The following is a 25,628-nucleotide window of genomic DNA, read 5'->3' as shown; positions in this document are numbered from 1 at the left end:
GCCAAAGCGTTCGCGCGCAAATCCCGCAGGAATGATTGGCCCGAAACAAATGTAGGAGCGAGCTTGCTCGCGATGCGCCGCGCGGGCGGCGCTCGATCTCACAGGCGCTGCATATCTTGTGGCCAACACCTGTCAGCTCTGATGCGATCTCTGTGGGTTAACCCGCGAGGCTCAGTACTGCAGATGTGTCCTTCGCCTGTGGCTGTTTAGCGGCGTAGTTCTGAAGCAAACTGCGCAGCCTTCAGCTGCAACTGCGCAGGCCCGCCCCAGAACACCCCGTGGCGCACGATCACCCGTTCATGAATCGCCGCCGCCACGGCCGCAGCGGCATTTGGTGCCCTGAACAGAACGAAGCCGGCTTCGTTGCCAACCTTCAAGCCGTAATCCGTCTTGCCCATTACCCCGGCACTGGCCTCGGTCGCCATGTGCAACGCCACCCGCAGTTCCTCATCGGTGTTAAAGCCCGAGCGGTAGCTGACCAGCATGGCCCGTTGCAGCATGTCGCCATTGCCATACGGCCACCAGGCATCCTGGATGTTGTCGTTGCCGGTAAACACCCGCACACCGCCGGCACGCAGGCGCAGCACCGGTGGGAAAGCGTGTTCGCCGGGGGCGTTGGTCATGATGGAAATTCCCGCACCCGCCAGCACTTCGGCGGTGGCGTCGACCACGGCATCGGATACATCGCCCAAGCCATAGGCGTGGCTGACGGCCACAAGCCCTTGCATGCCCAGTGCCTGGGTGCGGGCTGCGATGCGTTCGAGCTGGGCGATGCAGATGTCGCCGGGTTCATGCAGGTGGATATCAACCTTCACGCCATGCCGGTCGGCGATGCCGAACACGATGTCCAGTTGGGCATCGGCGTCGCCGTCCAGGGTGGTCGGGTCGATGCCGCCGACCACCTGCACGCCTTCGCGGATGGCGGCTTCCATTACCTCGGCGGTGCCAGGGCAGGTCACCACGCCGGCCTGCGGGAAGGCTACCAGTTCGATGTCGAGCAGGTCTTTCCAATTGTCTCGGGCTTCGAGCATGGCGTGCAGGTTGGTCAGGCCGGTGGTGGCGTCCACGTCCACATGGCAGCGCATGGCCAGGGTGCCGAACGAGGCGGCCTGGCGCATCAGTGCATCGGCACGCTCGACGATGGGCGGAGCGCTGGCCAGTTCGCGTTTTTCCACGGCCAGGCGTTCGCGCAGGCTGGCCACAGGCTGGTGCGGTCGCCAGCGGTCGCCGACGAAGCTTTTGTCCAGGTGAATGTGGCCGTCGACAAAGCCGGGCAGCGCCAGCAGGCCTTCGAGGTCGATGGTTTCGCGGGCAGGCGTGCTGGCGCGCTGCGGGCCGATGTGGGTGATTCGGCCGTTGGCTACGGCAATGTGCAGCGGCAGGCCATCGGCGTCGATGGCGTTGATGAACTCACGGTCGTTCATGGTCGGGCCTTTTTTACTAACGGCTTGGGTGACGTACCACGGTAGGGCGGATGCGGGCAGGTCTCCAATTAATTATCAGGATCAGGTGCAGTGCATTTCTGGATGCAGGCAAGGGAAGTTACCGTGCATTAAAAAGCCCACTGCATTCGATTCCGATAATTAACTTTCAAAGCGTTCGATCACGGCCCAGGATTGAGCTCGAGACCGGCCTAGCCGCCTGCCATGGCGCTTTCCAGGGCCGGCCCTCACACACAATAAAAACAAATGCCGTGTCGGAGTCCTCCCATGACCCACGATTCCAAGCTGCTGCGCGCCGCGCTGATTTTCATCGCCTGTACTTCTTTCATTGTCTGTGGCGTACAACCCATCTTCATGGGTTTGGTCACGGAGCAACTTGGCCTGTCACTCGATCAGCAGGGCTGGGTAGTGTCGGTCGAGATGATCGGCATGACCCTGGGTACCTTGCTGTGCCCGCTGCTGATGAAGCGCCATGGCGGGCGCAACCTGTGCCTGTACGTTGGCGCGCTGTGCGTGGCATTGAGCGTCGCCACCGCCTTTGCCACCACCAACGCCATGTTGCTGCTCGTGCGCCTGGCGGCCGGCACCTGTGCAGGGCTGGTGTATGCCTACGCGGTGTGCATGCTAGGCCGCTTACCCAACCAGGACCGATCGTTCGGGTTGATGCTGTTGCTGCAAACGCCCGAGTACTCGTTGTTCTCCGCAGCGTTGCCGTTGCTGGCCGCGCAGAGTGGCACGGTGACGGCTCTGTGCGCGTTCGGCCTGTGGTACTTACTGATCTGCGGCGCCAGCCTGGTGTTGCCCCGCCGTCCGGCGGCGTTGCTGGCCAGTGGCGAAGGCTCACCCGCCCAGGGCGGCTCAGCACGCACGGGGCGTACGGCGTTGGTGGGCATGTTGTTCATGCAGATCGCCATCTACTGCGTATGGGGCTTCATCGACCAGCTGGCACGGGACCAGGGCATTAGCGGCGTTGATATCGGTTGGGCGTTCGGCCTGTCGGCCATTGGTGGCCTGCCTGGGGCGGGGCTGCCCAGCTTGCTGGGAGCGCGGGTCAACCGCCAGCTTATGATCGCTGTGGGGCTGGTGGCGGTGTTCATTTCCATCGCCATGCTCACGGGCCATACCCGCACACCGATGCAGTTGTTTGTCGCGTTGCTGCTGATCAATTTTGGCTGGGTGCTGTCGCTGTCGTACTACATGGCGCTGATTACTACCAACGATCCGACTGGCAAGCTGACGCCATTGGTCAGCATTACCTTGATGGGGGCTGCGGCGGTGACGCCGGCGTTGATTGCCATGTTGGTGGAAGGGTCGAACCAGCAACTGATCTTCTTGCTGGGAACCGGGGCGTTGGTGATTGCTTTTGCGGTGACCTGCCTGGGGGCGGGGGCCAGGCTTGCCCGGCCGGGCGTTGCACACAATTCAAAGAGCTAGCAGGGTCCTTGTGGGAGCGGGCATGCCCGCGAAGCAGGCGACGCGCTGGATGGCACCGGCTTTGCCGGTGTTCGCGGGCGCGCCCGCTCCCACAGGGTACGCGGAGCACCCAGCATCAGGCTCAGGAGTCCGAAAACAGATCGAACATCAACTGCCTGAGCCATCGGTTGGCGGGGTCTTTGTTGTACCGCCCATGCCAGAACAGGTTGATCTCGATGTTCGGCAACTCCACCGGTGGCGGCAGTACGCTCAGCCCGAACGGCGCCTCGCAACTGGCGGCAAACCGCTCTGGCACCGTCGCCAGCAAATCAGTGCGCTGCAAGATATGCCCCACGGCCACAAAGTGCGGCACCTCCAGGCGAATGTTGCGCACCACCCCCGCCCGTGCATAAAACGTATCCACCTCGCCGTGCCCGGTATTGGCTGCCACCACGTTCACATGGTCGAAGCCCACGAACCGCTCCACTGTCAGGGGCTGTCGCGTTGCCGGGTGCCCTTTGCGGCACAGGCACACATAGCGATGGTGAAACAGCCGCCGCTGGAAGAACCCTGCCTGCAAATGCGGCAACAGGCCGACCGCCAGGTCAATGGCGCCGTTCTGTAACCCTTCGGCGAGGGTGTCGGTGGAGTTGCGCAGTGTGCTGATGGTGCACCCGGGCGCCAGGCTGGCAAACGCGTCCATCAGCTTCGGCATGAAGTAGATCTCGCCAATGTCGGTCATGGCCATGGTGAAGCGGCGGTTGCTGGTGCGCGGGTCGAAAGTGTCTTGCCTGGCAAATGCATTGCGCAACGTGTGAATGGCTGTGGTCACCGGTTCTGCCAGTTGCAGGGCGTAGGGGGTGGGTTCCATGCCCTGGTAGGTGCGTACGAACAGTTCGTCTTGCAGCACAGTGCGCAAGCGCTTCAATGCGTTGCTCATCGCCGGCTGGGTCAGGTTCAGGTTATCGGCAGCGGTCGAAACTTTGCGGTCGATCAGTAACTGGTTGAAAACCAGAAGCAGGTTCAGGTCTAAATCGCGTAGTTCCATGATACCTCTCAGGTATTAGTCGAGACGCGACAGGTATTGTTTTCATGTTTTATCGGCGCCCTCATACAACGCTACCCGAAACAAGACTCGCTGGGTATGTATAAGCAGTATTCACAACCGAAATAGCCACTATTCGAGTGGCTGCATGTGAGCCGTGTTACGCCCTGGTCATGATGGTTCTTGCTAGCCAATCAGGGGCACACCCCCACCGATAACAACTACAAGAACGAGCGATGCCATGCGAAACATCAATGCAGCGGCCCTGTTGGACGGGGCCCGGTTCAATGCCTTTCACGCGCGTTTACTGTTCTGGTGCGCGCTTATGCGTTGTGCCGTTTCGTCGCCGGGCTGGGTATTGGTGGTGTCATGCCCAATGTGGTCGCGTTGATGAATGAATACGCACCCGGCAAGTTGCGCAGCACCTTGGTGGCGATCATGTTCAGCGGGTATTCGCTGGGCGGCATGTTATCGGCCGGGCTGGGCATGCTGTTCATTCCACAGTGGGGGTGGCAGGCCGTGTTCTACGTGGCAGTAATCCCGCTGTTATTGCTGCCATTGCTGATCAGCCAGTTGCCAGAGTCCATGGACTTTTTATTGCGCAGCGGGCAAACCGAACGGGCCAGGGCTTTGCTGGCGCAAGCGACGCCGACTTATCTGCCGCACAGCAATGATCAACTCGCCCTGGCCTCTGCGCGTGGGGCAAACGTATCAATCCGCGAAATATTCAACGAAGGCCGTGCGTTCAACACGCTTGCGTTGTGGGTCGCATTTTTCTGCTGCCTGCTGATGGTTTATGCCTTGAGTTCATGGCTACCCAAATTGATGAGCAGTGCCGGCTACGGGCTCAATTCAAGTCTGGCGTTTTTGTTGGTGCTCAACTCGGGCGCAATCATTGGTGCGGTAGTGGGTGGCTGGTTGGGTGACCGTATCGGTATCGCCAATGTGTTGCTGTGCTTCTTCGCTTGCGGCGCGCTATCGCTCGGCTTGCTGGCGCTCAAGGCGCCAATGGCGGTGTTGTACCTGCTTATTGCCGTGGCGGGGGCCTCTACCATCGGCACGCAGATACTGGCCAATGCCTGCGCGGTTCAGTACTACCCGCCACACATACGTTCCACCGGCCTTGGCTGGGCAATGGGCATAGGGCGGCTTGGTGCGATTGTCGGGCCGCTGTTGGGCGGGGTGCTGCATGGCGCGAACTTGCCTTATCAAAGCAGTTTCCTGGCGTTTGCCGTACCTGGCGCCATCGGCGCAGTGGCCGTGCTGGTGTTTATCCGGCGTCAGGTGGCTACCCCGGCCTTCGCCGCCGGCTGAGGGATATTCAGGCGGGTGATGCCGTTTATGGGTTTTGCAATATTTATCAATGGCTGGCCAGCCGCAATGATTGGCGTATTCCAATAACAATCAGCCCCGAGGTACCTTGCATGCACAACGTTACTGAGCTTGAAGTTTCCATTATTGGTGGTGGTATCGCAGGTGTTGCACTTGCGCTTGATCTTTGCCGCCATGCACACCTGAACGTGCAATTGTTCGAGTCGGCCGCTGCCTTTGGTGAAGTGGGCGCGGGTGTGTCGTTTGGGGCCAATGCCGTGCGTGCCATCGCCGGCCTGGGTATCGCCGAGCCCTACGCCAAAATTGCCGACAGCACGCCGGCGCCTTGGCAGGACGTGTGGTTTGAGTGGCGGGATGGGCGCGATGCGCAGTACCTGGGCAGCAGCGTGGCGCAGGGCGTGGGGCAGTCGTCGGTGCACCGGGCTGACTTTCTCGATGCGTTGGCCAGCCAGTTGCCAGCAGGTATCGCCCGGTTCGGCAAGCGTGCCCAGCGGGTCGAGCAAGTGGGGGAGCGGGTACGCGTGTGCTTTACCGATGGCACGGAGCATCACTGCGATTTGCTGATTGGTGCCGATGGCATCAAGTCGTCCATTCGCGAGCATGTGCTCGACGGCCTGGGCGTTTCGCCGGTTTCGCCTCGGTTCAGTGGCACCTGCGCCTACCGCGGGCTGATCGATAGCGAGCGGCTGCGCGAGGTGTATTGGGCGTGTGGTATCGGCGAGCACCTGATCGATGTGCCGCAGATGTACCTGGGGCTTGACCGCCATATCCTGACCTTCCCGGTCAAACAGGGGCGGTTGATCAATGTGGTGGCGTTTGTGTCGGACCGCAGCCAGCCAAACCCGGCATGGCCGAGCGACGTGCCATGGGTGCGTCAGGCGACCCAGGCAGACATGCTGAAGGCGTTCGAGGGCTGGGGGGAGGCGGCACACGTGCTGCTGGAATGTATTGAAACGCCTTCGCTGTGGGCGCTGCATGACCTTGCCGAGTTGCCGGGGTATGCCCATGGCCGGGTTGGGCTGATCGGCGATGCGGCCCACGCCATGCTGCCACACCAGGGGGCTGGCGCAGGGCAAGGCCTGGAGGACGCCTGGCTGCTGGCGCGGTTGCTGGCCGACCCGGAGGTTTTACAAGCCAGCCCGCAAGCGGTACTCCAGGCCTATGACGCTGTGCGGCGGCCGCGTGCATGCCGGGTGCAGCGCACATCCTGGGAGGCGGGCGAGCTTTATGAGTTTCGTGACCCTGCTGTGCAGGATGATCCGCAGGTGTTGGGCAAGGTGCTGGGCGAGCGGTTCGACTGGTTGTGGAACCATGATTTGCAGGATGACCTGAAGCAGGCCCGGCAGTTGTTGGGGATGCAGGTGCAGGCTGCCTGATGGCTTGAGAGGGCGGTGGCGGCTGGCACCGGCTTTGCCGGTGTTCGCGGCTGAAGCCGCTCCCACAAGTACTGCGCATGCCTGGAGGTAGGCACTGGACCTGTGGGAGCGGGCATGCCCGCGAAGCAGGCGACGCGGTGGATGGCACCGGCTGCGCCGGTGTTCGCGGGCGCGCCCGCTCCCACAAGTACTGCGCATGCCTTAAGGTAAGCACTGAACCTGTGGGAGCGGGCATGCCCGCGAAGCAGGCGACGCGGTGTATGGCACCGGCTGCGCCGGTGTTCGCGGCTGACGCCGCTCCCACAAGTACTGCGCATGCCTTAAGGTAAGCACTGAACCCGTGGGAGCGGGCATGCCCGCGAAGCAGGCGACGCGGTGTGGCACCGGCTGCGCCGGTGTTCGCGGGCGCGCCCGCTCCCACAAGTACAGCGCATGCCTGAAGCTAGGCACTGAACCTGTGGGAGCGGGCATGCCCGCGAAGCAGGCGACGCGGTGTGGCACCGGCTGCGCCGGTGTTCGCGGGCGCGCCCGCTCCCACAAGTACTGCGCATGCCTGGAGGTAGGCACTGAACCTGTGGGAGCGGGCATGCCCGCGAAGTAGGCGACGCGGTGTATGGCACCGGCTGCGCCGGTGTTCGCGGCTGAAGCCGCTCCCACAGGTACTGCGCATGCCTTAAGGTAAGCACTGAACCTGTGGGAGCGGGCATGCCCGCGAAGCAGGCGACGCGCTGGATGGCACCAGCTGCGCCGGTGTTCGCGGGCGCGCCCGCTCCCACAGGTTGCTGCGCTGGTTTCATCTAAGGCGCAACCCTGTGGGGCCAGTGAATGTTAAAGGTCACTGCAAGGTCACGGGCTTGAAGCTATCCGGTAACTGCTGGATCGCGGCCTCGATCTTGGCAATCGGTTCAGCCAACACGTCCGCTTCCTTGTGTTTACCCTCACTTCTCAGGCGATCACGTTCAAGGCGCAGGTCAAGCAAATTCTTCTGCAGTTTCAGGGCCGAGGCATTGTACGGGTCCATGCTTTTCTCACGCTGTGGGCTTCCGTGCCGTTGTAGGAAAACCGGACCGTAGCAGCCCGATTTTGCTGGAGAAACTGATGTTTCATACAGGAAAATCGCTTCGAGGCGAACGTGCCTACATTGCATGGTAAAAGATCCTACAAGACGCATTTCAAATCATTTCACTCAAACCCGGCTCAACCCCGCGTGATAGCTGGCCAAAACGGGGGTTCGCCAATGCAGGTGCTCGCCAACTTCCAGGCAAAGATTGGCCGAGCCATTCGAAACTTCATGTAGCAATTGCTCGCTACAAGTGATCCGCATCCACGACCGCCTGGGCAAACGCCTGCGGCGCTTCCTGCGGCAGGTTGTGGCCAATGCCACCGCTGATCAGCCGATACTCATATTTGCCGGTAAAGCGCTTTGCATACGCTTCGGCAGGTGGGTGTGGGGCGCCGTTGGCATCGCCCTCCAGCGTGATGGTGGGCACCGTGATGGAGGGGAACCGGGCCAGCCTGGCCTCCAGCGGGTCGTAGCGTGTTTCGCCTTGGGCCAGCCCCAATCGCCAGCGGTAATTGTGCACGGTGATCGCCACCTGGTCGGGGTTGTCCAGCGCCTTGGCGCTGCGTTCGAACGTGGCATCGTCGAACGCCCATTTGGGCGAAGCGGTTTGCCAGATCAGTTTGGCGAAGGCGTGGCGGTTCTGCTCGTAGCCGGCCTGGCCGCGAGGGGTCGCGAAGTAGTACTGGTACCACCATTGCAGTTCGGCGCTTGGCGGCAGCGGTGCCTTGGCTGCCTCCTGGCTGCTGATCAGGTAGCCGCTGACCGATACCAGGGCTTTGACCCGCTCGGGCCACAGTGCCGAGACAATGTCGGCGGTGCGCGCGCCCCAGTCGAAACCGGCGAGTACGGCATGCTGGATATGCAACGCATCCATGAAGGCAATGACGTCGCTGGCCAGCGCCGTGGGCTGGGCGTTGCGTGGGGTGGCGGCGGACAGGAACCGGGTCTGGCCGTAACCGCGCACGTAAGGCACCAGCACCCGGTAACCTTTTGCGGCCAGGGCAGGGGCAACGGCTTCGAAACTGTGAATGTCGTAGGGCCAGCCATGCAGCAGGATCACCACCGGGCCGTCGGCCGGGCCTTGCTCTACATAGGCCACATCGAGCACGCCCGCATTGATGTGTTTCAGCGGGCCGAAAGCATCCACGGTTGCGGCTGCTACTGGCGGCTTCTGCGGTGCAGCGATGGCGCTGTGGGTGGCTGCCAGGGCCAGCGGCAACAGGGCGCAGGCGAACAGGGTGCGGCTGAAACGGCGTGGCAGGGTGGTGGTCGAGTGGCGGGCAGGCATCGGTCGTCTCCTTGGCAAAGCCAGCGGTGCGGGTTGATGGGTGCCAGTAAAGATGACGCCTGTATCGCCTATGTGTCCGGGTAGCCAACTGGAAACGTTCTTGTGTATCAGGTCTCATTTTGTACACACAGCGATACAAAGAAGGGGGGCCGCAGCGAATGCCCAGGCCCATCTGATCCGCTTTTTTTCCATGAACCTGAATCTGTAACCGTATCAGCCCAAGCCCGACAATGTGCCCATTCCCGCATCGCAACTCTCGAGGTTCCAATGGGCAAGATGGCGCTGTTCCTGGGTGGTTTTCTGCTGCTGACCATTCTGATCGGTCTTCTTGGCACGATTCCGCCAAGCTGAGTTCAACTGAGTTTTCCTCTGCGGCCCGTCTACTTCACACGATGGGCCCAAATTCCTGGCAAATGGCCATTATTTCCCCTTCTTGCACGGCTGGATCAGCGGTAGGTGCAAGTCATTCTCAAGTGTAGAAACCTCGTGTAGTCTCCCGCCGCCGCTCATTCGAGCCGATCTTTTTGCGTTGGAGTCGACACATTAATGGAATGCAAGAAAGGCACTTCAGCCATGCTGGAGTGGCGTAGCCGTTTTCTCGCCGAAGGCACACTTGATGAGCAGGGCTATGACCAGGCGCTGCGCAATGCCGAGGCGCTGGAGCAAGCCGGGGTGATCAGCACGCCGGAGTGGATCGAGCTGGTCAAGCTGGCCAATACGGCCTTGGTGGTTTTGCGATAAGTCATTCTTTGCGCTGGGAAATCTGTCCACAAAAAACGTGGGTAGGTCTGTGGATAAAGTGCTGTAAGCCAGGCCCACGGCGGGCTCTGTTAAATTGAGCAGAAATTGAACAGCTGTTTCAGGGGGCTGATTCAGCAGGCCTGACCGGCACGGCGCAACGCTGCCAGCAGGTCACGCACCCGCGCTGGCAGCTCGCCTGCAGGGTACAGGGCATGCATCTGTGGGTCCTGGCCGCTGCTGGAGGTGAGGCGATAGCGAGGGCATACCCGCACCAGGCGCCCGGCTTTCACCTGCGCTTCGCCCACCCAGGCAGCCAGGCGGGCGATGCCGGCACCGGCCAGGGTGCTGTGATACACGGCGTCGCCCGAGCCCAGGCGTAATCTTGGCCGGGGGTGCAGGCTGGTGATTTCGCCGTCGCAGCAAAAGTGCCAGGCCTTGAGGATGCGCGGGGCGGTATGCAGGATCAGCGCATGCCCTTCCAGTTCCTCAGGCTGCTGTGGCATGCCGGCCAAGGCCAGGTACGCCGGGCTGGCATACAGGTGGCGTTGGTAAGCCCACAGGGGGTAGCCGATCAGTTCGCTCGATTGCGGGAAGGCGCCGCGCACCACGAAATCGAATTTTCCTTGCAACGGGTCCAGGGCATCGTCGCTGTACTGGATGTCCAGGGTTACGTGGGGGTGGTTGCGGGAAAACTCGGCGAGCACGTGGGGCAATACATGTTCACCGAGCAGCTGCGGCACGGCAAAGCGTATCCAGCCTTGGGCACTGCCGCTGAGCGCAGCCAGTTCGTCGGCCGCGTCGCGTTGCACATCCAGCAAGCGCTCGGCATGTGGCAGCAGGCGCTCGCCGGCTTCGGTCAGGGTAACGGCGTTGGCGTTGCGGTTCAGCAGCTTGGTGCCGGCGTTGTCCTCCAGGGTTTGCACCGCACGGGTTACCGCGCTGGGTGAGCGCCCCAGCGAGCGTGCGGCGGCCACGAAGCTGCGCTTGTGCGCCACGCTGACGAACGCCTGGATTTCCCGCAGCATGTCCAATGCCATTGCCTGCCCTCTTGTTGCAGTTTTCGCAATATGGCATTTCAACACAAGCGCGGCCTTTTGATTAGCCTTGCAGGCGACTTCACCGCTTTTGGGCCTGCATCATGATGGATATCGCTGTACTTTCCGTGTTCGCTTTTGCCGCTGGGCTGATCGACGCCGCCGTGGGTGGCGGCGGGCTGATCCAGATTCCGGCCTTGTTCAACGTGCTGCCCACCGCGCAACCGGCGGCACTGCTGGGCAGCAACAAGCTGGCGTCGGTCTGTGGCACAGCCTTCGCTGCACGTTCGTTCATCCGCAAGGTAACGCTGGACTGGGGGTTGATCGTGCCGGCGGCGCTCAGCGCCTTCGTCATGTCGTTTGCCGGTGCCGCGACGGTGTCGCTGGTGCCGCCTAGCGTGATGCGCCCGGCGGTGTTGGTGCTGATCGTGCTGATGGCCGTCTACACCTTCTGCAAGAAAGATTTCGGCACCCTGCACAAGCCTGCGCATATCGGCCGCAAGGAACAGTGCCTGGCGGTGCTGATCGGCGGCGCGATTGGCTTCTACGATGGCCTGTTCGGCCCGGGCACCGGCAGCTTCCTGATCTTCCTGTTCATCCGGTTCTTTGCCTTGGACTTCCTGCATGCATCGGCTTCGGCCAAGGTGGTGAACATTGCCACCAACCTGGCGGCACTGGTGTTCTTCGTGCCTTCGGGCAACGTGTTGTACGCCATTGCCCTGCCCATGGCGGCGTGCAACATCCTGGGTGCCTTGACCGGTACCTGGTTGGCGGTACGCAAGGGTGCCGGCTTTGTCCGCGGGCTGTTCCTGGTGCTGTTGTGCGTGCTGATCGCCAAGCTGTCATGGGACTTGCTGGCCGGTTAGCTCAGATCACCTGGCGCTGTGTTTCGGCCTGCTCGACGCGGTTGCGGCCGTGGGCCTTGGCGCGGTAAAGCGCCTGGTCGGCGCTGGCTAGCAAAGCGTCCAGGCTGGGGGCGGGGCGGTCGGCGTCGCAGCCGGCCAGGCCGATACTCACGGTAATCTGCAGGCGCTGGTCGGCCTGCACCACGTGCAGGTCCTGTACCGCGCGGCGCAGGCGTTCGGCGGTGAACTTGGCCCGTTCTGGCGCAAGGCCCGGGACAATGACGACGAACTCCTCACCGCCCAGGCGCGCGAGCAGTTCATCGTTGTGCAATTGGTCTTGCAGGGTACTGGCAAACTGGCGCAGCACCTGGTCACCCACTGCGTGGCCATGGGCGTCGTTGATCGACTTGAAGTGGTCGATGTCCAGCATCATCAGGGTTAGCGGCAGTGCCTGGGCATGCTGCTGGCGGCTGTCCAGCACTGCATTGGCACGGCGGGTGAAGGCACTGCGGGTGAGTACGCCGGTAAGGTGGTCGATGGTGGCCTGGTGCGCCAGGCGGGCCATCAGGCTGCGGTTGGCCTGGCTGACGCAGGCCACCACCAGCGGGCCGAGCACCAGCATGGCAATGCCCAGGCGTGCCGACATCAACGTGGTCACCCCAGGCTCGCTTTGCGGCACGCTGAAGTGCATGAGGTTTTGTGCCACTGCCACAATCAAGGTGCTGCCGGCGGTAAGTGTCAGCAGTGACACCATGAACGGTGAGTAGGTCCAGGCACACCACAGCAGGGCGGCAATCGGGAAGGCGATGGCGCCGGGGCCGCCAAAGGCAATGCTGAACGCCAGCGAGGCCAGCAGCACCAGCAGCGGTGCCAGGCGGATGGCGTGGGCACCACCGCGTACCAGGGCCCGTAGGGAGGGTGCTGTGAGCAACACAGGCAGCACCAGCACGCTGGTCGAGAACTGTTCGCTGAACCAGGCCAGCCAGGTGGCACGCAACGACTGTTCGAACCACGGTGCGGCCATGGCGGCTGCCAGGCTGGCGGCCACCATGGCGCCGGCGGCGCAGGCGGCAAACACGCTGAGCACGCCATGTGGGGTGCGCATGCGCCGGTGCAGGCGCGGCAGGCGGGACAGCAACTGCCAAAGGGTAACCACAACGCCCAGGTTGCACAGGTTGAACCACAGGGCCGGGGCCCAGGCGCTGCCACAGAGCAGGTCGGCACCGACCATGGCCAGCCACACCAGGCTAAAGCCCGTCAGCGTGGCCTGGCGGGGATAGCGCAGCAGTACCCCGGCCAACACCGCATTAACCGGCCAGAACAGCGACAGTGATTCGATCGGGCGTGCCAGGATGCCGCCCAGGGTGAGGGCAAAGGTCAGGCAAAGCAGGACGACATAAGGCAACAAGCGCGATTGTGCAGGAAAAACCATGGGCTCGACCGACAAGCGGAAACGAAATCCAGGACAACGCCTTGAAGCACCTGGGGCAATGACCCGCAGTGTGTTTCGTCAAGGTCGTTGATGTCAATCTGCCGCGATCCGTCGAGATAATGTCAAATTGCCGGGATTTGTGCTCGGTTTTGTCTCACAGCCCGAAAAACCACGGCACCATGAACACGGTTACCACCATTACCAGCAAGGTGAATGGCACGCCAATCTTGAGGAAATCGGCGAAGCGGTATTGCCCCGGGCCCAGCACCAGCGTGTTGACCGGCGATGACACGGGGGTCATGAACGCTGCCGACGCGGCCAGCGCCACGGTCATGGCAAACGGGTAGGGCGACATGCCCAGCTGCGCCGCAGTGCTGATAGCCACCGGCGCCATCAATACCGCAGTGGCTGTGTTGGAAATGAACAAGCCAATCACCGCTGTAACGGCGAACAGGCAGGCAAGAATGGCGACGGGGCCGGCGCCCCCCAGCACGCTCACCAGCCCACCCACCGCCAGGTCGATGCCGCCGGTTTTCTGCAAGGCCTGGGCAAATGGCAGCATACCCACAATCAGCACCAGGCTTTGCCAATGAATGGCCTTGTAGGCGCTGTTCATGTCGATGCAGCGCCCGGCCCCCATCAGCAGGCAACCGATCAGCGCCGCCATGACATTGGGTACGGCGCCGCTCACCATCAGCCCCACCATCACCGCCAGGCTCAGCAACGCCTGTGGCGCACGGGTGCGAGCGGGTGCCACCTGGTCGATCTCGGCGGGCAGGCTCAGTACCAGAAAGTCCTTGGGTTGACTTTGCAATTGGCGGACGGCTTTCCATGGGCCGACCACCAGCAGTGTGTCGCCAAGGCGCAGCTTTTCTTCCACCAGTTGTTCTTCGATTGCGGCCTGCTCGCGGCGCAGGCCAACCACGTTGAGGCCAAAGCGGGTGCGGAAGGCCAGTTCCAGAATGCTTTTGCCGATCAGTTGTGAGCCGGGCGGCAGCGAGACCTCGGCCATGCCCAGCTCCTGGGACTGGTCGATGAAATAGGCCGCCTTGAAGTGCAGCGGTTCCAGTTGCATGGTCTGGCACAGGCTGCGCAGGTCGTCGCTGTTGGCGAACAGGTCGAGCAGCAGTACGTCGCCCTGGTGCAGCACGGTGCTGGAGTCGGCGGCAATCACGCGTGTGGTGAACTTGTGCTGGCGTTCGATGCCGATCACGTTGGCGCCGTGCCGGGTGCGCAACTCCAGTTCGCCTAGGGTGTGGCCGATCAGCGGCGAGTGGGGGCGGATGCGCAGGCGCCGTTCGCGGCCATTGAGTTTGTAGTCCAGCACCAGGTCCAGCAGTGTACGGCGGGTTTCCACGCGGCCATCCTTGCGCACTTCGCCATTGAGCCAGTGCCGGGTCAGCAGCATGTAGCCGATGCCCAGCACCAGCACCACAAGGCCGAACGGGGTAAAGCTGAAGAAGCTGAAGCCCGCTTCGCCCGTGCGCACCAGCTCGCTGTGTACCACCACGTTGGGCGGTGTGGCCACCAGGCTGAGCATGCCGCTGATCAGGCCGGCGAACGCCAGTGGCATCATCAGGCGGCTGGGCGAGAGCTGCAGGCGCGCGGCGATGCTCAGCACCACCGGGATGAAAATGGCCACCACGCCGGTGGAACTCATGACCGACCCAAGCCCGGCCACGGCCACCATCAGCAGCACCAGCAGGCGTGCCTCGCTGTTGCCTGCCCGCTCGCTCATCCATTCGCCGATGCGGTAGGCAATGCCGGTGCGCACCAAGCCTTCGCCAATCACGAACAGGGCGGCGATCAACACCACATTGGGGTCGCTGAAGCCGGCCAGGGCCTGCTCCACGGTGAGGATGCCGAGTAGCGGCAGGGCGAGAATCACCAGCAATGCGACCACGTCCATGCGTGGGCGGTTGATGACGAACAGGACGATGACGATGGCCAGCAGGCCGAGGACGCAGAGCAGCGCTGGGTTCATGGGGAGGGGGTGTTCCTTCACACGGGGGCACGATAGACAGTAGCAGCCAGTGTGCCGGCTTGTGATGAAGGGGGTGTTGATGTGCTGCAACAAAAAGGGCCGCAAAGCGGCCCCGAATGGCTTAACTGACTGGCATTACGCCAGGCGGCCCTTGTTTCACTTGATCAGTGGCGGTGACGGCGGTGCTTCTTGCTGCCGTTGTTGTCGCCCAGATGGTTACCGATGGCACCACCGGCCGCACCGCCCAGGCCAGCACCTACGGTAGAGCCGGTCTTGCCGCCCACCGCGCCGCCCAGCAGCGAACCGCCCGCCGAGCCCAGGCCACCGCCGATTGCTGCTTCGGTACGGTTGCCTTTGCGTGCGCCTACCGCACTGCCAGCGGCACCGCCGACACCGGCGCCGATGGCCGCGCCAGTCTTGCCGCCAAGTTGTTGACCAACAACGTTACCCAGGACACCACCCAGGCCACCACCAATGGCGGCAGTACCGTCACCGGCGAAAGCGCCCTGGCACAGCAGCAGGCCGAGGGCAAGGGAAGGCAGAGTCAGACGCATGATACGAACCTCAAAGGAATCATCAGGTTAAGTTGCCGCACAACGGGCGGCGGGTCAGGGGTGTAAAGACGCTTCAGCGGTAGTAGCGGTCACCGCGGTACTGACGATCGTCGTCGTCATCGCGGTCATGCCGGTGGTGGTGGCGATGGCCGCGGTCGCGGTCACGCCAGCCGTCATCGTCGTCATGGTAGCGATGGCTGTGGCAGCCTGCGGTAAGCAGGGCAACAGCAATCAGCGAAAGGCTTGCAAGGCGGGTCATCACGATATAGGTCCTTGATCCGCAATGGTTTACAGGGCACTTGCTGAGACTGGGAATGATCCATTTGGTTTCCCGGGCGGGCAAAAAAATTGTCGGGCCAGCGATGAGCGGCGTGCTTGTGGGTTGCTGTTCTGTCCCATTCGGTCATGGTCGATCCGGCAATGCCCCTCTAAACTGTGAGGTAAGCCGCAGCCAAGACGGCAATCTGCCACACGGTGAATCACGATGATCGCCCATACCCCCACTTTGTTCGCCGCCGTTGCCCTGGTTGCAACCATCATGGCCTTCTGCTTGTTGCTGGTAGGGCGCAGTAACCGCCGCGACAACCTTCTGCTCACCGGCTGCGGGCTGCTGGTGCATGCCTTGGCCTACGTCTGCTACACCGTGTATGCCCAGGCGCCGCTGTGGCTCAGCTATGGCCTGGGCAACAGCCTGCTGTCGCTGGCCCTGGCGTTCTACACGGCCAGCCTGTTCCGGGTGCGTGAGCAGGTGGTGCCCTGGCGTGTCATTTTCGTCATCCCTGCCTGCATGCTGGTGGGGCTGATGCTGCTGCTCGATACGCTGGAACCGCGCATGCTCCTGGCGACGCTGGTGTTGATGCTGCAATGCGCGATGATCCTGTACTGGGCGCGGCGCCATGCCGAGCGGCCGGGCAAGGCCCACCTGTTGCTGCAGATCGGTGCATTGATCAGCCTGGTCGGCCTGGGCATGCGGGTGGTGGCGGTCGCCAGTGGCACGGCGGTGGAAATGCGCTATGACACCAGCAACCTCAAGCAGAGCATTTCCGTGGCGATCGGTACCGCCACGGTGATGATGTACTCGCTCGGGCTGGTGCTGATGGCCAAGGAGCGCAGCGAATCCCGCTTGCAGCACCTGGCCCTGCACGATGTGCTGACTGGCACGCTCAACCGCAGGGCAGTTCTGGAGCGGTTTGCCGTGGAGCTGGACCGTGCCCGCCAGCAACATGGCAGCCTGGCTGTGGCGATGATCGATATCGACCATTTCAAGCGCATCAACGACCTGTACGGGCACCTGGCTGGCGACGAGGTGTTGTGCCACTGCGTGCGCCAGTTGCAGCAGCGGCTGCGCCAGGGTGACTGCCTGGGCCGTTATGGCGGGGAGGAGTTCCTGCTGTTGCTGCCCGGCACTGACCGCAGCGGGGCAATGGCCGCGCTGCAAGGGCTGCGCGAGGCCATTGCGCGCAGCCCGGCGTGTTTTGCCGGTGACCAGATCGAGTTGCGCTTCAGCGTTGGCCTGTGGTGTGGCGTGCCTGGGCCCAAGGACAGCACTGCCAGCTTGCTGGCCCAGGCTGATGCGGCGCTGTACCAGGCCAAGGCCGCCGGGCGCAACACGGTGCACATGGCGGCAATGGTCGAGGCGGGTTGAATCAGGACGCCGGTGAAGTTTCATGCCGTGCTCTTTATGGCGGCATGTCTTGTCTGCGACAGCGGCATGCGCGTGACAATTCACTCGCGATACCCGTCGGTGCTAGAGTCGCGTTCTTTTTTTACCCTGAGGATGGAACATGCGTGCGATTCTGCCGATGGCCGCGGCGCTGATGCTGGTCGGTTGTGCTTCTGCGACCATGGATACGGCCCGCGGCGGCAAGCCCACCGCCCAGCTCGACTCGCACAAGGCGCCGGAGCTGGTGGCGCAGTGCATCCAGTTCAGCTGGCAGGAAGAGAAGGTGTTTGGCGACGATGCCAGTGGCTACCTGGAGCCGCGCAAGCAGGGCGGGTTTACCGTGTATACCCGCGAGGCCGAAGCGTTTGTAGACGTTTACCCGCAGGCGGGTGGGGCCCGAGTCGACTATTACGCGCAGAAGAATGACAGCGTGGCGTTGCAGCGCCGGGCGGCGGCGGCTACTTGCCTGTAAAACTGGCGCATACCCTGTAGGAGAGCGCATACCCTGTGGGAGCGGGCATGCCCTGTGGGAGTGCGCATACCCTGTGGGAGCGGGCGTGCCCGCGAACACCGGCGTAGCCGGTGCCATGCACCGCGTAGGGTTCTTCGCGGGCGCGCCCGCTCCCACAGGGTATGCGGTGCGCCCGGCATCAGTTCCCTGCGCGACAGCGCAGCCCAATGGGCTGGGCGATCTCCCACAGGTGTGGAGACCAGCTTTACAATTTTTAGCAAGGCAATGCTGTCGTGGACGGGCGGCTGAAGGCTAGCATCAGCCTCTACCCCTCAAGGACGACACCATGGACCGCTCACTGCAACTCAACCGCGCCAGCTGGGACGAACGCGCCCCGCTGCACGCTGCCTCCAGGGACTATGAAGTCGAACTTCTGGTCCAGCGCCCCGGGCACCTTTCCGAAACCGTGCGCTTCGACCTGCCGTTGCTTGGCGATATCGACGGGCTGAACACCGTCCACCTACAGTGCCACATCGGCACCGATACCCTCTCGCTGGCGCGCCTGGGTGCCAATGTCTGCGGCCTGGACTATTCCGCAGCTTCGCTGGCCGAGGCGCGTATATTGGCCGAGCGTTGTGCGGTGCCGATCGACTATGTCGAGTCCGACGTCTATGCCGCCGACAACGTGCTGCCGGCCGGCACCTTCGACCTGGTCTACACCGGTATCGGCGCATTGTGCTGGTTGCCCCGCATCGAGCCGTGGGCACGCACGGTCGCAGCGCTGCTCAAGCCTGGCGGCCGGCTGTTCCTGCGCGATGGGCACCCGATGCTGATGGCCGTCAACGAAGACCACCAGGACCGCCTGCAGCTCGAATACCCGTACTTCGAGCACGAAGCGCCGACGGTGTGGCACAACGACCAGACGTATGTCGAAACCGATCAGCGCCTTGCCCACACCGAAACCCACGAATGGAACCACGGCCTGGGCGAAGTCATTACGGCCTTGCTTGCCCATGGGTTGCAGCTGGTGGCACTGGTCGAGCACCAAAGCATCCCCTGGGAGGCGCTGCCGGGGCAGATGGTCAAGGGCAACGACGGCGAGTATCGCTTGCGCGAACATCCCGCCCGTTTGCCCCTGAGCTACACCCTGGTCGCGGTCAAGGCCTGATCAGGACAGGTAACCGCCGTCGACATTCAGTGCCGTGCCGGTGGTGTAACTGGACGCATCGCTGGCCAGGTACAGCACTGCGCCGGCCATTTCCTTGGGGTCGGCCACGCGCTTGAGCGGGATCTGCTGCAAGGCAGCGTTGAGGATGGCGTCGTTCTTCACCAGTGCCGAGGCGAACTTGGTGTCGGTCAGGCCCGGCAACAGGGCGTTGCAGCGAATGCCAAACTGGGCGCATTCCTTGGCGAAGACCTTGGTCATGTTGATGACCGCCGCCTTGGTTACCGAATAGATCCCCTGGAAGTGGCCGGGGGACACACCGTTGATGGATGCCACGTTGATGATGCTGCCGCCACCGTGCTCACGCATCAGCTTGCCGGCTTCTACCGACATGAAGAAGTAGCCACGGATGTTCACGTCCACGGTCTTCTGGAAGGCATTCGGGTCGGTGTCCAGTACGTTGCAGAACTGCGGGTTGGTGGCGGCGTTGTTGACTAGCACGTCCAGGCGGCCGAACTGCTCGCGGATACCGGCGAACACCTGTTGGATCTGCTCCAGTTCACCGATGTGACAAGCCACTGCCGTGGCCTTGCCACCGGCGGCGATGATGGCATCGGCCACCTGCTGGCAACCGTCGAGCTTGCGGCTGGAAACGATCACATGGGCCCCTTGCTGCGCCAGCAGGTGGGCGATGGCCTCGCCGATGCCACGGCTGGCGCCGGAAACGAAGGCAATCTTGCCGTCGAGGTCGAACAGGTGGGTCTTGGACATGCTGTTTTCCTTGTTATCCGTCGTGGTCGTGGCTTACAGGCTGGACTTGGCAATGACCTGCAGGGTCATCTGCTCCAGCAAGCGGTTCATGTGGATGAACTGCGCAAAGCGCTTGTCCTGGGTCTGGCCGTGGTAGTAGCGGTAGTAGATCTGCTGGACGATGCCGGCCAGGCGGAACAGGCCATAGCAATAGTAGTAATCGAAGTTGTCGAGCTGGATACCCGCACGCTCGGCGTAGTAGTCGACGAACTGGCGACGGGTAAGCATGCCTGGCGCATTGCTTGGCTGGCGACGCATGAGTTGCACCGGTGCCGGGTCGTCGGCCTCGATCCAGTAGGCCAGGCTGTTGCCCAGGTCCATCAACGGGTCGCCCAAGGTGGCCATTTCCCAGTCCAGTACCCCGATGATGCGCATGGGGTTGTCGGCGTCGAGGATCACGTTGTCGAAGCGGTAGTCGTTGTGCACGATGGCGGGCCTGGGGTGGTCGGCAGGCATCTTGTCGTGCAACCAGGCAATCACCTGTTCCCAGCGCGGGGCATCTGGGGTCAGGGCTTTTTCGTAGCGGCTGCTCCAGCCCTCGATCTGGCGTTGCACGTAGCCTTCCGGCTTGCCCAGGTCGGCCAGGCCGCAGGCGTTGTAGTCCACCTGGTGCAGTTCGACCAGGCGGTCGATGAAGCTTTTGCACAGGGCCTCGGTGCGGCCGGCGTCCAGGTTGAGCTCGGCGGGGATATCCGAGCGCAGGATGATGCCCGGGACCCGCTCCATCACGTAGAACTCGCCGCCGATCAGGCTGCTGTCGGTGCAATGCACATAGGCCTTGGGGCAGTAAGGGAAACCGTTGTTCAACTGGTTGAGGATACGGAACTCGCGGCCCATGTCATGGGCCGACTTGGCCTTTTGCCCGAATGGCGGGCGGCGCAGCACGAAGTCGCGGCTCGGGTAGCTGACCAGGTAGGTGAGGTTGGAGGCGCCGCCAGGGAACTGGCTGATGCTGGGCAGGCCAGCCAGGCCGGGGATATGGGCCTTGAGGTAAGGGTCGATGACGGCCGCGTCGAGTTCTTCGCCGGGGCGTACCTGGGTGGACTGGTCGGTGAGCGTCATGCGTTTTCCTTATTCTCGATCGCAAGGACTATTGGCTAATCTAATGGCCTGCCGAGGCTGGAACAAGCGTGCCAGGTGCCAAATAGGTAAGGGTGTTGCAGGTGAATCACTGCACCGAATGCAGGGCAAAAAAAAACCGAAGCCGGCAAGGCTTCGGTTTTTGATCATCCGGTATTCCCAGTGCTCAGGACGGGAACAGCTCGCTGAGTTTCATCGACAGCATCATGTCGCCTTCAACGCGCAGCTTGCCGCCCATGAAGGCCTGCATGCCGTCGGTTTCGCCGCTGACGATGCCCTTCAGGGTTTCGCTGTCCATCACCAGGGTGCAGTTGGCGTCCGGGTTCTCGCCTTCCTGCAGGTCGCAGGTGCCGTCTTTGACGATCAGCGCGTATTGCTTGCCTTCGTCAGTGATGTTGAAGCCGAACACCAGGTCCAGGCCGGCGGCAGCGGATGGGTTGAACTTCTCTTGCATCTTTTTGACGGCATCAGCTACGGAGGTCATGGCGCATTCCTTATAGAGTTATTTACACGTCCCCGCAGGGACACAACAAACCGGGCTCATCGGTAGGTGACAAGCTCCGGCGCCCTCAACAGTTGCACATGGGCCTGGCTGTTGAAGGAAGCCAGTGCCACGTCGCGGCCGCGGAACTTCAGCTGGCTGAGCGACGTGTTGATGATCTGCCAGTTCAGCGCGAACGCCTGGCTGGGGGTAATACGGGTAACCAGGTGGAGTAGGGCGGCAATGGTGCCGCCCGAGGTGAATATGGCGATATTGTCGCCGCTGCCAGCAGCATCCAGTACGCGTTGCAGGCCACCTTGTACGCGGGCGGTGAAGGCTTGCCAGGTTTCCAGCCCGTCATCGGCATGCTCCCCATCGTGCCAGCGCTGCACCATCAAGGCGAACAGCCGCTGGAACTCACTGCGGTGCTGCGCAGCATTGCGCAGGATGTGCAGGGCGCCGGGTTCTTCCACCAGCACGCCGGGCAGCAAAGCGCGGATGACGCCGTCGGCATCGAACTCATTGAACGCCGCGTCGGTCTCAACAGCCGGCACCGGGCAGCCACTGGCTTGCAAGGCTTGCATCGCCAGGCGCGCAGTATCCTGCTGGCGGCGCAGGTCGCCCGCCAGGCAGCGGTCCAGCCTTATCCCCAACTGGGCGAGGTGTTCCCCCAGGGCCTGGCTCTGGCGGATGCCCACGGGCGAGAGGACGTCGTAGTCGTCGGCACCGAAGGAGGCTTGGCCATGTCGGATAAGGTAGAGGTTGCCCACTGAAGTTTCCGGCCTGTTGGAGGTTGCTGCGAGGTTAGGATGCGGCACACGGGCTGTCAACGAAAAAACATACAAGCGTTTGAAAAGGTTGTTTGAAAGATGTTGCCAGCGTTTACACCGGCTGGCAGCACCTCAGGCTCAACGGTATGCTTGCAACAGTTATGCGCCGCAGTGGCGCAGGTATTCAAGGAGTCAACGTGGAGTTTCTTGCCGAGTACGCAAGCTTTCTCGCCAAAACCGCCACCCTGGTCATCGCCATCCTTGTGGTGCTGTCGGCCATCGCCGGGTTGCGCGGCAAAGGGCGGCGCAAACCGGGTGGGCAATTGCAGGTCACCCGCCTGAACGAGTTCTACAAGGACCTGCGCGAGCGCCTGGAGTCTGGCCTGCTCGACAAGGCCCAGCTCAAGGCGTTGCGCAAGCAGCAGGCCAAGGCGGAAAAAAAGCAGAAGAAAGGCAAGGCCGAGGAAAAGGGCCGGGTCTTCGTACTGGACTTTGATGGCGATATCAAAGCCTCTGCCACCGAAAGCCTGCGTAATGAAATCACCGCGCTGCTGACACTCGCCACCCCGCGTGACGAAGTGGTGCTGCGCCTGGAAAGCGGTGGCGGCCTGGTGCACAGCTATGGCCTGGCGGCGTCGCAACTGGCGCGTATTCGTCAGGCAGGCATCCCGCTGACCGTGTGCATCGACAAGGTGGCTGCCAGTGGCGGCTACATGATGGCCTGCATCGGCGAAAAGATTGTCAGCGCGCCGTTCGCCGTGCTGGGTTCGATCGGCGTGGTGGCGCAGTTGCCCAACGTCAACCGCCTGCTGAAGAAGCACGATATCGACTTCGAGGTGCTGACCGCTGGCGAGTACAAGCGCACCCTGACCGTGTTTGGCGAAAACACCGAGAAGGGCCGGGAGAAGTTCCAGGAAGACCTGGACATCACCCACCAGCTGTTCAAGGACTTCGTTGCCCGCTACCGCCCGCAGCTGCACATCGACGAAGTGGCTACCGGCGAAGTGTGGCTGGGTGTGGCAGCACTCAACCGCCAACTGGTGGACGAATTGCAGACCAGCGACGAGTACCTCAGCGAGCGCGCACGCAACGCCAACCTGTTCCACCTGCACTATGCCGAACGCAAGAGCCTGCAAGAGCGAATCGGCGTGGCGGCCAGTGGCGCGGTGGAGAACACCGTGGTGGGTTTGTGGAGTAAACTCGGCCGCCTGCGCTAACACCTTGAACCCGTTGAAATTTTTTTTCGTTCAGGGGGTTGCAAGGTTAAAAGAATGAAGACATAATGGCGCCCATCGAAACGCAGCAAACTTTGAAAAAGGTTCAGCGTTTCAAGGAGATAGCAAAGCACAAGCAGCTAGATCCAACCTTTGAGGCCGAGTAGCAAAGTGGTTATGCTCCGGATTGCAAATCCGTCTACGCCGGTTCGATTCCGACCTCGGCCTCCACCATTCGAAAGCCCCGCAGATTAACGTCTGCGGGGTTTTTATTTGCGCGCTTGAAAATCTGATCGTTTCCGCTTGGGCGCTAGCCTTCAGGCAAGGTTACGCCGCAGACAAATTCTCGCGACCCCAGGCGATGCGAGCCGAACTCCACGACGTAACCTTCCCCTCGGCGCTTCGCCTCCGCTTCCGCCGTTTTCTGGTCGGCATAGACGTCGACAAAATGCCATGGATGCCTGTCTCTCAGAACGCCCCATCCCATCACCCAGCCCTTTCTGGAAGGGTCTGGCGGTAGGTGCTTGGCCAAGCTTCGAATAGACATGCCCATCTCCTCGTGCGCACAGGGTCGATGCTGCATCTTGAGCACTTTTCTTGAACCGCACCACCCGTATGCTGGTCATCAGCAGGGAGCGGATAAACACGCACCTGTCCCCCCACCACGTATTGAAATGTTCGCAAGCTAGAGTTGACCTCAAGCCCATTCCACCAGCGAGGTAGTCAGGAAATGGATTATTCCAGCATGGTTGAAGCATTGGACAAGATGTTGGAGGAAGCGGCTGCATCGCAGGCATGCGTGCAGGTATCAGCTAATGAATCTCACCGATGCATCCGTAGCCATTCATCCGCGACGTCGCCCATTGTGGACGGCGTGCCGCTCTTGATCCACGCCATGAAGGCGCGGTCGAACTTGAATGCCTGGCCACATTCGCTGAGCAGAAACTGACGCACCTTCTGCGTGTTGCGGTAGTGCTTGTCCAGTGGTGTTGTGCGGGTAATCGGCCCGGCGTGCCAGTCGAAGCTCATGGTATGTTCCTTGGCGATCAAAAGGGCAAAAGCCCGTGAATGATAATCCACGGGCTTTTGATCGTTCGAAATGATCGGCCCTCAGGCTGATGCCAGTCAGTTAAGCAATTTGGGACCGCGTTGCGGCCCATCGCCGGCAAGCCAGCTCCCACAGGTACGGCGCTTGGCTTGAGTTCAGTGCAATCGGTGTGGGAGCTGGCTTGCCTGCGATGGGCTGCGCAGCAGCCCCGGCAGTCTTAACTGACTGGCATTAGCCCTCAGGCTATCAACCTTCGAACTGGATCACCATGCGGCCCTTGATCTTGCCCTCCAGCATCTCGTCGAAGATCTGGTTGATGTCCTCGATCGGCCGCAGGGTTACCTTGGGCACTACTTTGCCTTCAGCGGCAAACTGGAAGGCCTCTTGCAGGTCTTGCCGTGTGCCCACCAACGAGCCAACCACTTCGATCCCGTCCAGCACCAGGCGGGGGATGTTCAGGTCCATGGACTCTGACGGCAGCCCGACGGCAACCAGGCGGCCGCCTGCGCGTAGCGCGTCCACGGCCGAGTTGAAGGCGGCTTTGGCAACGGCGGTGACCACAGCTGCGTGGGCGCCCCCGGTCTTGGCCTGGATCACTTTTGCTGCATCTTCCGTGCGTGAGTTGATCACCAGGTCGGCGCCCATTTCACTGGCAAAGCGCAGTTGCTCTTCGTTGACGTCAATGGCGATCACTTTGGCGTTGAACACGTTCTTGGCGTATTGCAGGGCCAGGTTGCCCAGCCCGCCGAGGCCGTAGATGGCGATCCATTGGCCGGGGCGGATGTTGGAGATTTTTACCGCCTTGTAGGTGGTCACGCCGGCGCAGGTAACGCTGCTGGCAGCGGCGGAGTCCAGGCCGTCAGGTACTTTGACCGAATAGTCGGCCTTGACGATGCAGGCTTCGGCCATGCCACCGTCCACGGTGTACCCGGAATTCTTCACTTCCCGGCACAGGGTTTCGTTGCCGCTGGTGCAATAGTCGCAATGCCCGCACCCTTGGTAAAACCATGCAACGCTGGCGCGGTCGCCCGGCTTGAGCGAGGTCACGCCCGGCCCGACTTCCTGGACCACACCGATACCTTCATGGCCCAGCACGACACCGGTCTTGTCGCCGAAGTCGCCATTTTTCACGTGCAGGTCGGTGTGGCAAACACCGCAGCATTGCATCTTCAGCAGCGCTTCGCCGTGTTCGAGGGGGCGCAGGGTTTTTTCCACCACATCCACGCGACGGCCTGGTGCAACAACAGCAGCTTTCATAAGAGCCTCCGTGTCTATCCGAGTGAGCTTGGGTTATCGCCGGGTTAGCATAGCCCCTGCGTCGCCAGGCAAAACTGCTTCAGGTCATGGCTGAAGAAATTCGCCACAAAAAGAAAAGCCCGCGGCAATAATGCGGCGGG

Annotated in this window: 24 protein-coding genes, 1 tRNA gene and 1 pseudogene; 10 read left to right on the top strand and 16 right to left on the bottom strand. The window is 62.1% G+C overall.

Features of this window, described 5'->3' with window-relative positions; translation table 11 throughout:
• Positions 1-206: 206 nt before the first annotated feature.
• Positions 207-1,424, bottom strand: coding sequence for an amidohydrolase (locus tag ACFY9W_RS26770; protein ID WP_391137138.1), 1,218 nt, complete (start codon positions 1,422-1,424; stop codon positions 207-209).
• A 285-nt stretch (positions 1,425-1,709) separates the two neighbouring features.
• Here ACFY9W_RS26770 and ACFY9W_RS26765 point away from each other — a divergent pair, with 285 nt between their 5' ends.
• Entirely contained in the window at positions 1,710-2,876 is a 1,167-nt protein-coding gene (locus tag ACFY9W_RS26765; RefSeq protein ID WP_391137135.1) for an MFS transporter, read from the top strand.
• 121 nt (positions 2,877-2,997) lie between these two features.
• On the opposite strand, the gene ACFY9W_RS26760 is transcribed toward ACFY9W_RS26765, so the two are convergent.
• Positions 2,998-3,903, bottom strand: a complete 906-nt coding sequence (locus tag ACFY9W_RS26760; RefSeq protein ID WP_391137132.1) for a LysR substrate-binding domain-containing protein — start codon at positions 3,901-3,903, stop codon at positions 2,998-3,000.
• Positions 3,904-4,141: 238 nt separating this feature from the next.
• On the opposite strand from ACFY9W_RS26760, the pseudogene ACFY9W_RS26755 reads away from it, so the two are divergent.
• Positions 4,142-5,214 (top strand): annotated as a pseudogene (locus tag ACFY9W_RS26755) (MFS transporter).
• Between the two features lie 110 nt (positions 5,215-5,324).
• Positions 5,325-6,608, top strand: a complete 1,284-nt coding sequence (gene salA / locus ACFY9W_RS26750; protein WP_391137129.1) for a salicylate 1-monooxygenase — start codon at positions 5,325-5,327, stop codon at positions 6,606-6,608.
• Positions 6,609-7,443: 835 nt separating this feature from the next.
• On the opposite strand, the gene ACFY9W_RS26745 is transcribed toward salA, so the two are convergent.
• Both ACFY9W_RS26745 and ACFY9W_RS26740 read right to left on the bottom strand, forming a co-directional pair.
• Entirely contained in the window at positions 7,444-7,629 is a 186-nt protein-coding gene (locus tag ACFY9W_RS26745; protein WP_391137126.1) for a hypothetical protein, read from the bottom strand.
• Between the two features lie 286 nt (positions 7,630-7,915).
• Entirely contained in the window at positions 7,916-8,959 is a 1,044-nt protein-coding gene (locus tag ACFY9W_RS26740; RefSeq protein WP_391137123.1) for an alpha/beta fold hydrolase, read from the bottom strand.
• 546 nt (positions 8,960-9,505) lie between these two features.
• Here ACFY9W_RS26740 and ACFY9W_RS26735 point away from each other — a divergent pair.
• A complete protein-coding gene (locus ACFY9W_RS26735) occupies positions 9,506-9,700 on the top strand; it encodes a hypothetical protein (protein WP_391137120.1) in 195 nt (64 codons plus the stop codon).
• Positions 9,701-9,831: 131 nt separating this feature from the next.
• On the opposite strand, the gene ACFY9W_RS26730 is transcribed toward ACFY9W_RS26735, so the two are convergent.
• Positions 9,832-10,737 (bottom strand): LysR substrate-binding domain-containing protein, encoded by a 906-nt coding sequence (locus tag ACFY9W_RS26730; protein ID WP_391137117.1) that lies wholly within the window; start codon positions 10,735-10,737, stop codon positions 9,832-9,834.
• Positions 10,738-10,838: 101 nt separating this feature from the next.
• Here ACFY9W_RS26730 and ACFY9W_RS26725 point away from each other — a divergent pair, with 101 nt between their 5' ends.
• On the top strand, positions 10,839-11,600 hold the full coding sequence (locus ACFY9W_RS26725) for a TSUP family transporter (protein ID WP_391137114.1): 762 nt from the start codon (positions 10,839-10,841) through the stop codon (positions 11,598-11,600).
• Between the two features lies 1 nt (position 11,601).
• On the opposite strand, the gene ACFY9W_RS26720 is transcribed toward ACFY9W_RS26725, so the two are convergent.
• From ACFY9W_RS26720 to ACFY9W_RS26705, 4 genes are all read right to left on the bottom strand, one after another.
• Positions 11,602-13,026: a diguanylate cyclase gene (locus tag ACFY9W_RS26720; RefSeq protein WP_391137111.1), complete on the bottom strand. Its 1,425-nt coding sequence runs from the start codon at positions 13,024-13,026 to the stop codon at positions 11,602-11,604.
• A 139-nt stretch (positions 13,027-13,165) separates the two neighbouring features.
• Positions 13,166-14,995: an SLC13 family permease gene (locus ACFY9W_RS26715; protein WP_391137108.1), complete on the bottom strand. Its 1,830-nt coding sequence runs from the start codon at positions 14,993-14,995 to the stop codon at positions 13,166-13,168.
• A gap of 164 nt (positions 14,996-15,159) precedes the next feature.
• Complete coding sequence (locus ACFY9W_RS26710) at positions 15,160-15,549, bottom strand: glycine zipper domain-containing protein (RefSeq protein ID WP_391137105.1); 390 nt, start codon at positions 15,547-15,549, stop codon at positions 15,160-15,162.
• A gap of 73 nt (positions 15,550-15,622) precedes the next feature.
• Positions 15,623-15,808 (bottom strand): hypothetical protein, encoded by a 186-nt coding sequence (locus tag ACFY9W_RS26705; RefSeq protein WP_391137102.1) that lies wholly within the window; start codon positions 15,806-15,808, stop codon positions 15,623-15,625.
• A gap of 225 nt (positions 15,809-16,033) precedes the next feature.
• Here ACFY9W_RS26705 and ACFY9W_RS26700 point away from each other — a divergent pair, with 225 nt between their 5' ends.
• From ACFY9W_RS26700 to ACFY9W_RS26690, 3 genes are all read left to right on the top strand, one after another.
• On the top strand, positions 16,034-17,194 hold the full coding sequence (locus ACFY9W_RS26700) for a diguanylate cyclase (protein ID WP_391137099.1): 1,161 nt from the start codon (positions 16,034-16,036) through the stop codon (positions 17,192-17,194).
• A gap of 139 nt (positions 17,195-17,333) precedes the next feature.
• Positions 17,334-17,684, top strand: coding sequence for a hypothetical protein (locus ACFY9W_RS26695; protein ID WP_391137097.1), 351 nt, complete (start codon positions 17,334-17,336; stop codon positions 17,682-17,684).
• 325 nt (positions 17,685-18,009) lie between these two features.
• Positions 18,010-18,831, top strand: a complete 822-nt coding sequence (locus ACFY9W_RS26690; RefSeq protein ID WP_391137095.1) for a methyltransferase — start codon at positions 18,010-18,012, stop codon at positions 18,829-18,831.
• Here the strand turns inward: ACFY9W_RS26690 and ACFY9W_RS26685 are convergent, their stop codons facing one another.
• The 4 genes from ACFY9W_RS26685 to ACFY9W_RS26670 form a co-directional block, all read right to left on the bottom strand.
• Positions 18,832-19,599, bottom strand: a complete 768-nt coding sequence (locus tag ACFY9W_RS26685; protein WP_016711440.1) for an SDR family oxidoreductase — start codon at positions 19,597-19,599, stop codon at positions 18,832-18,834.
• Positions 19,600-19,632: 33 nt separating this feature from the next.
• Complete coding sequence (locus ACFY9W_RS26680) at positions 19,633-20,700, bottom strand: phosphotransferase (RefSeq protein ID WP_391137093.1); 1,068 nt, start codon at positions 20,698-20,700, stop codon at positions 19,633-19,635.
• A gap of 184 nt (positions 20,701-20,884) precedes the next feature.
• Positions 20,885-21,202 carry an SCP2 sterol-binding domain-containing protein gene (locus tag ACFY9W_RS26675; RefSeq protein WP_016487959.1) on the bottom strand — a complete coding sequence of 106 codons (318 nt, stop codon included), beginning with the start codon at positions 21,200-21,202 and terminating at the stop codon, positions 20,885-20,887.
• A gap of 56 nt (positions 21,203-21,258) precedes the next feature.
• Positions 21,259-21,969: a histidine phosphatase family protein gene (locus ACFY9W_RS26670; protein ID WP_391137091.1), complete on the bottom strand. Its 711-nt coding sequence runs from the start codon at positions 21,967-21,969 to the stop codon at positions 21,259-21,261.
• Positions 21,970-22,166: 197 nt separating this feature from the next.
• Between ACFY9W_RS26670 and sohB the strand changes: the two genes are divergently transcribed.
• Together sohB and ACFY9W_RS26660 are read left to right on the top strand one after the other, a co-directional pair.
• Entirely contained in the window at positions 22,167-23,186 is a 1,020-nt protein-coding gene (gene sohB, locus ACFY9W_RS26665) for a protease SohB (RefSeq protein ID WP_391137089.1), read from the top strand.
• Positions 23,187-23,340: 154 nt separating this feature from the next.
• Positions 23,341-23,414 (top strand) — tRNA-Cys (locus tag ACFY9W_RS26660).
• A 79-nt stretch (positions 23,415-23,493) separates the two neighbouring features.
• Here ACFY9W_RS26660 and ACFY9W_RS26655 read toward each other — a convergent pair.
• The 3 genes from ACFY9W_RS26655 to adhP form a co-directional block, all read right to left on the bottom strand.
• Complete coding sequence (locus tag ACFY9W_RS26655; protein ID WP_391137087.1) at positions 23,494-23,730, bottom strand: hypothetical protein; 237 nt, start codon at positions 23,728-23,730, stop codon at positions 23,494-23,496.
• 275 nt (positions 23,731-24,005) lie between these two features.
• Positions 24,006-24,212, bottom strand: a complete 207-nt coding sequence (locus tag ACFY9W_RS26650; RefSeq protein WP_391137084.1) for a DUF6434 domain-containing protein — start codon at positions 24,210-24,212, stop codon at positions 24,006-24,008.
• Positions 24,213-24,477: 265 nt separating this feature from the next.
• Positions 24,478-25,488 carry an alcohol dehydrogenase AdhP gene (gene adhP / locus ACFY9W_RS26645; protein WP_019096527.1) on the bottom strand — a complete coding sequence of 337 codons (1,011 nt, stop codon included), beginning with the start codon at positions 25,486-25,488 and terminating at the stop codon, positions 24,478-24,480.
• Positions 25,489-25,628: the final 140 nt, after the last annotated feature.

It is taken from the genome of Pseudomonas sp. NPDC008258 (assembly GCF_042956345.1).
GTDB lineage: Bacteria > Pseudomonadota > Gammaproteobacteria > Pseudomonadales > Pseudomonadaceae > Aquipseudomonas.
This window is presented reverse-complemented; position numbering and strand designations above follow the sequence as displayed.

Coding starts and splice junctions, on each gene's coding strand:
- ACFY9W_RS26770 (WP_391137138.1), bottom strand. CDS start 1,424: ATGAACGACCGTGAGTTCATCAACGCCATCGACGCCGATGGCCTGCCG.
- ACFY9W_RS26765 (WP_391137135.1), top strand. CDS start 1,710: ATGACCCACGATTCCAAGCTGCTGCGCGCCGCGCTGATTTTCATCGCC.
- ACFY9W_RS26760 (WP_391137132.1), bottom strand. CDS start 3,903: ATGGAACTACGCGATTTAGACCTGAACCTGCTTCTGGTTTTCAACCAG.
- salA (WP_391137129.1), top strand. CDS start 5,325: ATGCACAACGTTACTGAGCTTGAAGTTTCCATTATTGGTGGTGGTATC.
- ACFY9W_RS26745 (WP_391137126.1), bottom strand. CDS start 7,629: ATGGACCCGTACAATGCCTCGGCCCTGAAACTGCAGAAGAATTTGCTT.
- ACFY9W_RS26740 (WP_391137123.1), bottom strand. CDS start 8,959: ATGCCTGCCCGCCACTCGACCACCACCCTGCCACGCCGTTTCAGCCGC.
- ACFY9W_RS26735 (WP_391137120.1), top strand. CDS start 9,506: ATGGAATGCAAGAAAGGCACTTCAGCCATGCTGGAGTGGCGTAGCCGT.
- ACFY9W_RS26730 (WP_391137117.1), bottom strand. CDS start 10,737: ATGGCATTGGACATGCTGCGGGAAATCCAGGCGTTCGTCAGCGTGGCG.
- ACFY9W_RS26725 (WP_391137114.1), top strand. CDS start 10,839: ATGATGGATATCGCTGTACTTTCCGTGTTCGCTTTTGCCGCTGGGCTG.
- ACFY9W_RS26715 (WP_391137108.1), bottom strand. CDS start 14,995: ATGAACCCAGCGCTGCTCTGCGTCCTCGGCCTGCTGGCCATCGTCATC.
- ACFY9W_RS26710 (WP_391137105.1), bottom strand. CDS start 15,549: ATGCGTCTGACTCTGCCTTCCCTTGCCCTCGGCCTGCTGCTGTGCCAG.
- ACFY9W_RS26705 (WP_391137102.1), bottom strand. CDS start 15,808: ATGACCCGCCTTGCAAGCCTTTCGCTGATTGCTGTTGCCCTGCTTACC.
- ACFY9W_RS26700 (WP_391137099.1), top strand. CDS start 16,034: ATGATCGCCCATACCCCCACTTTGTTCGCCGCCGTTGCCCTGGTTGCA.
- ACFY9W_RS26695 (WP_391137097.1), top strand. CDS start 17,334: ATGCGTGCGATTCTGCCGATGGCCGCGGCGCTGATGCTGGTCGGTTGT.
- ACFY9W_RS26690 (WP_391137095.1), top strand. CDS start 18,010: ATGGACCGCTCACTGCAACTCAACCGCGCCAGCTGGGACGAACGCGCC.
- ACFY9W_RS26685 (WP_016711440.1), bottom strand. CDS start 19,599: ATGTCCAAGACCCACCTGTTCGACCTCGACGGCAAGATTGCCTTCGTT.
- ACFY9W_RS26680 (WP_391137093.1), bottom strand. CDS start 20,700: ATGACGCTCACCGACCAGTCCACCCAGGTACGCCCCGGCGAAGAACTC.
- ACFY9W_RS26675 (WP_016487959.1), bottom strand. CDS start 21,202: ATGACCTCCGTAGCTGATGCCGTCAAAAAGATGCAAGAGAAGTTCAAC.
- ACFY9W_RS26655 (WP_391137087.1), bottom strand. CDS start 23,730: ATGTCTATTCGAAGCTTGGCCAAGCACCTACCGCCAGACCCTTCCAGA.
- ACFY9W_RS26650 (WP_391137084.1), bottom strand. CDS start 24,212: ATGAGCTTCGACTGGCACGCCGGGCCGATTACCCGCACAACACCACTG.
- adhP (WP_019096527.1), bottom strand. CDS start 25,488: ATGAAAGCTGCTGTTGTTGCACCAGGCCGTCGCGTGGATGTGGTGGAA.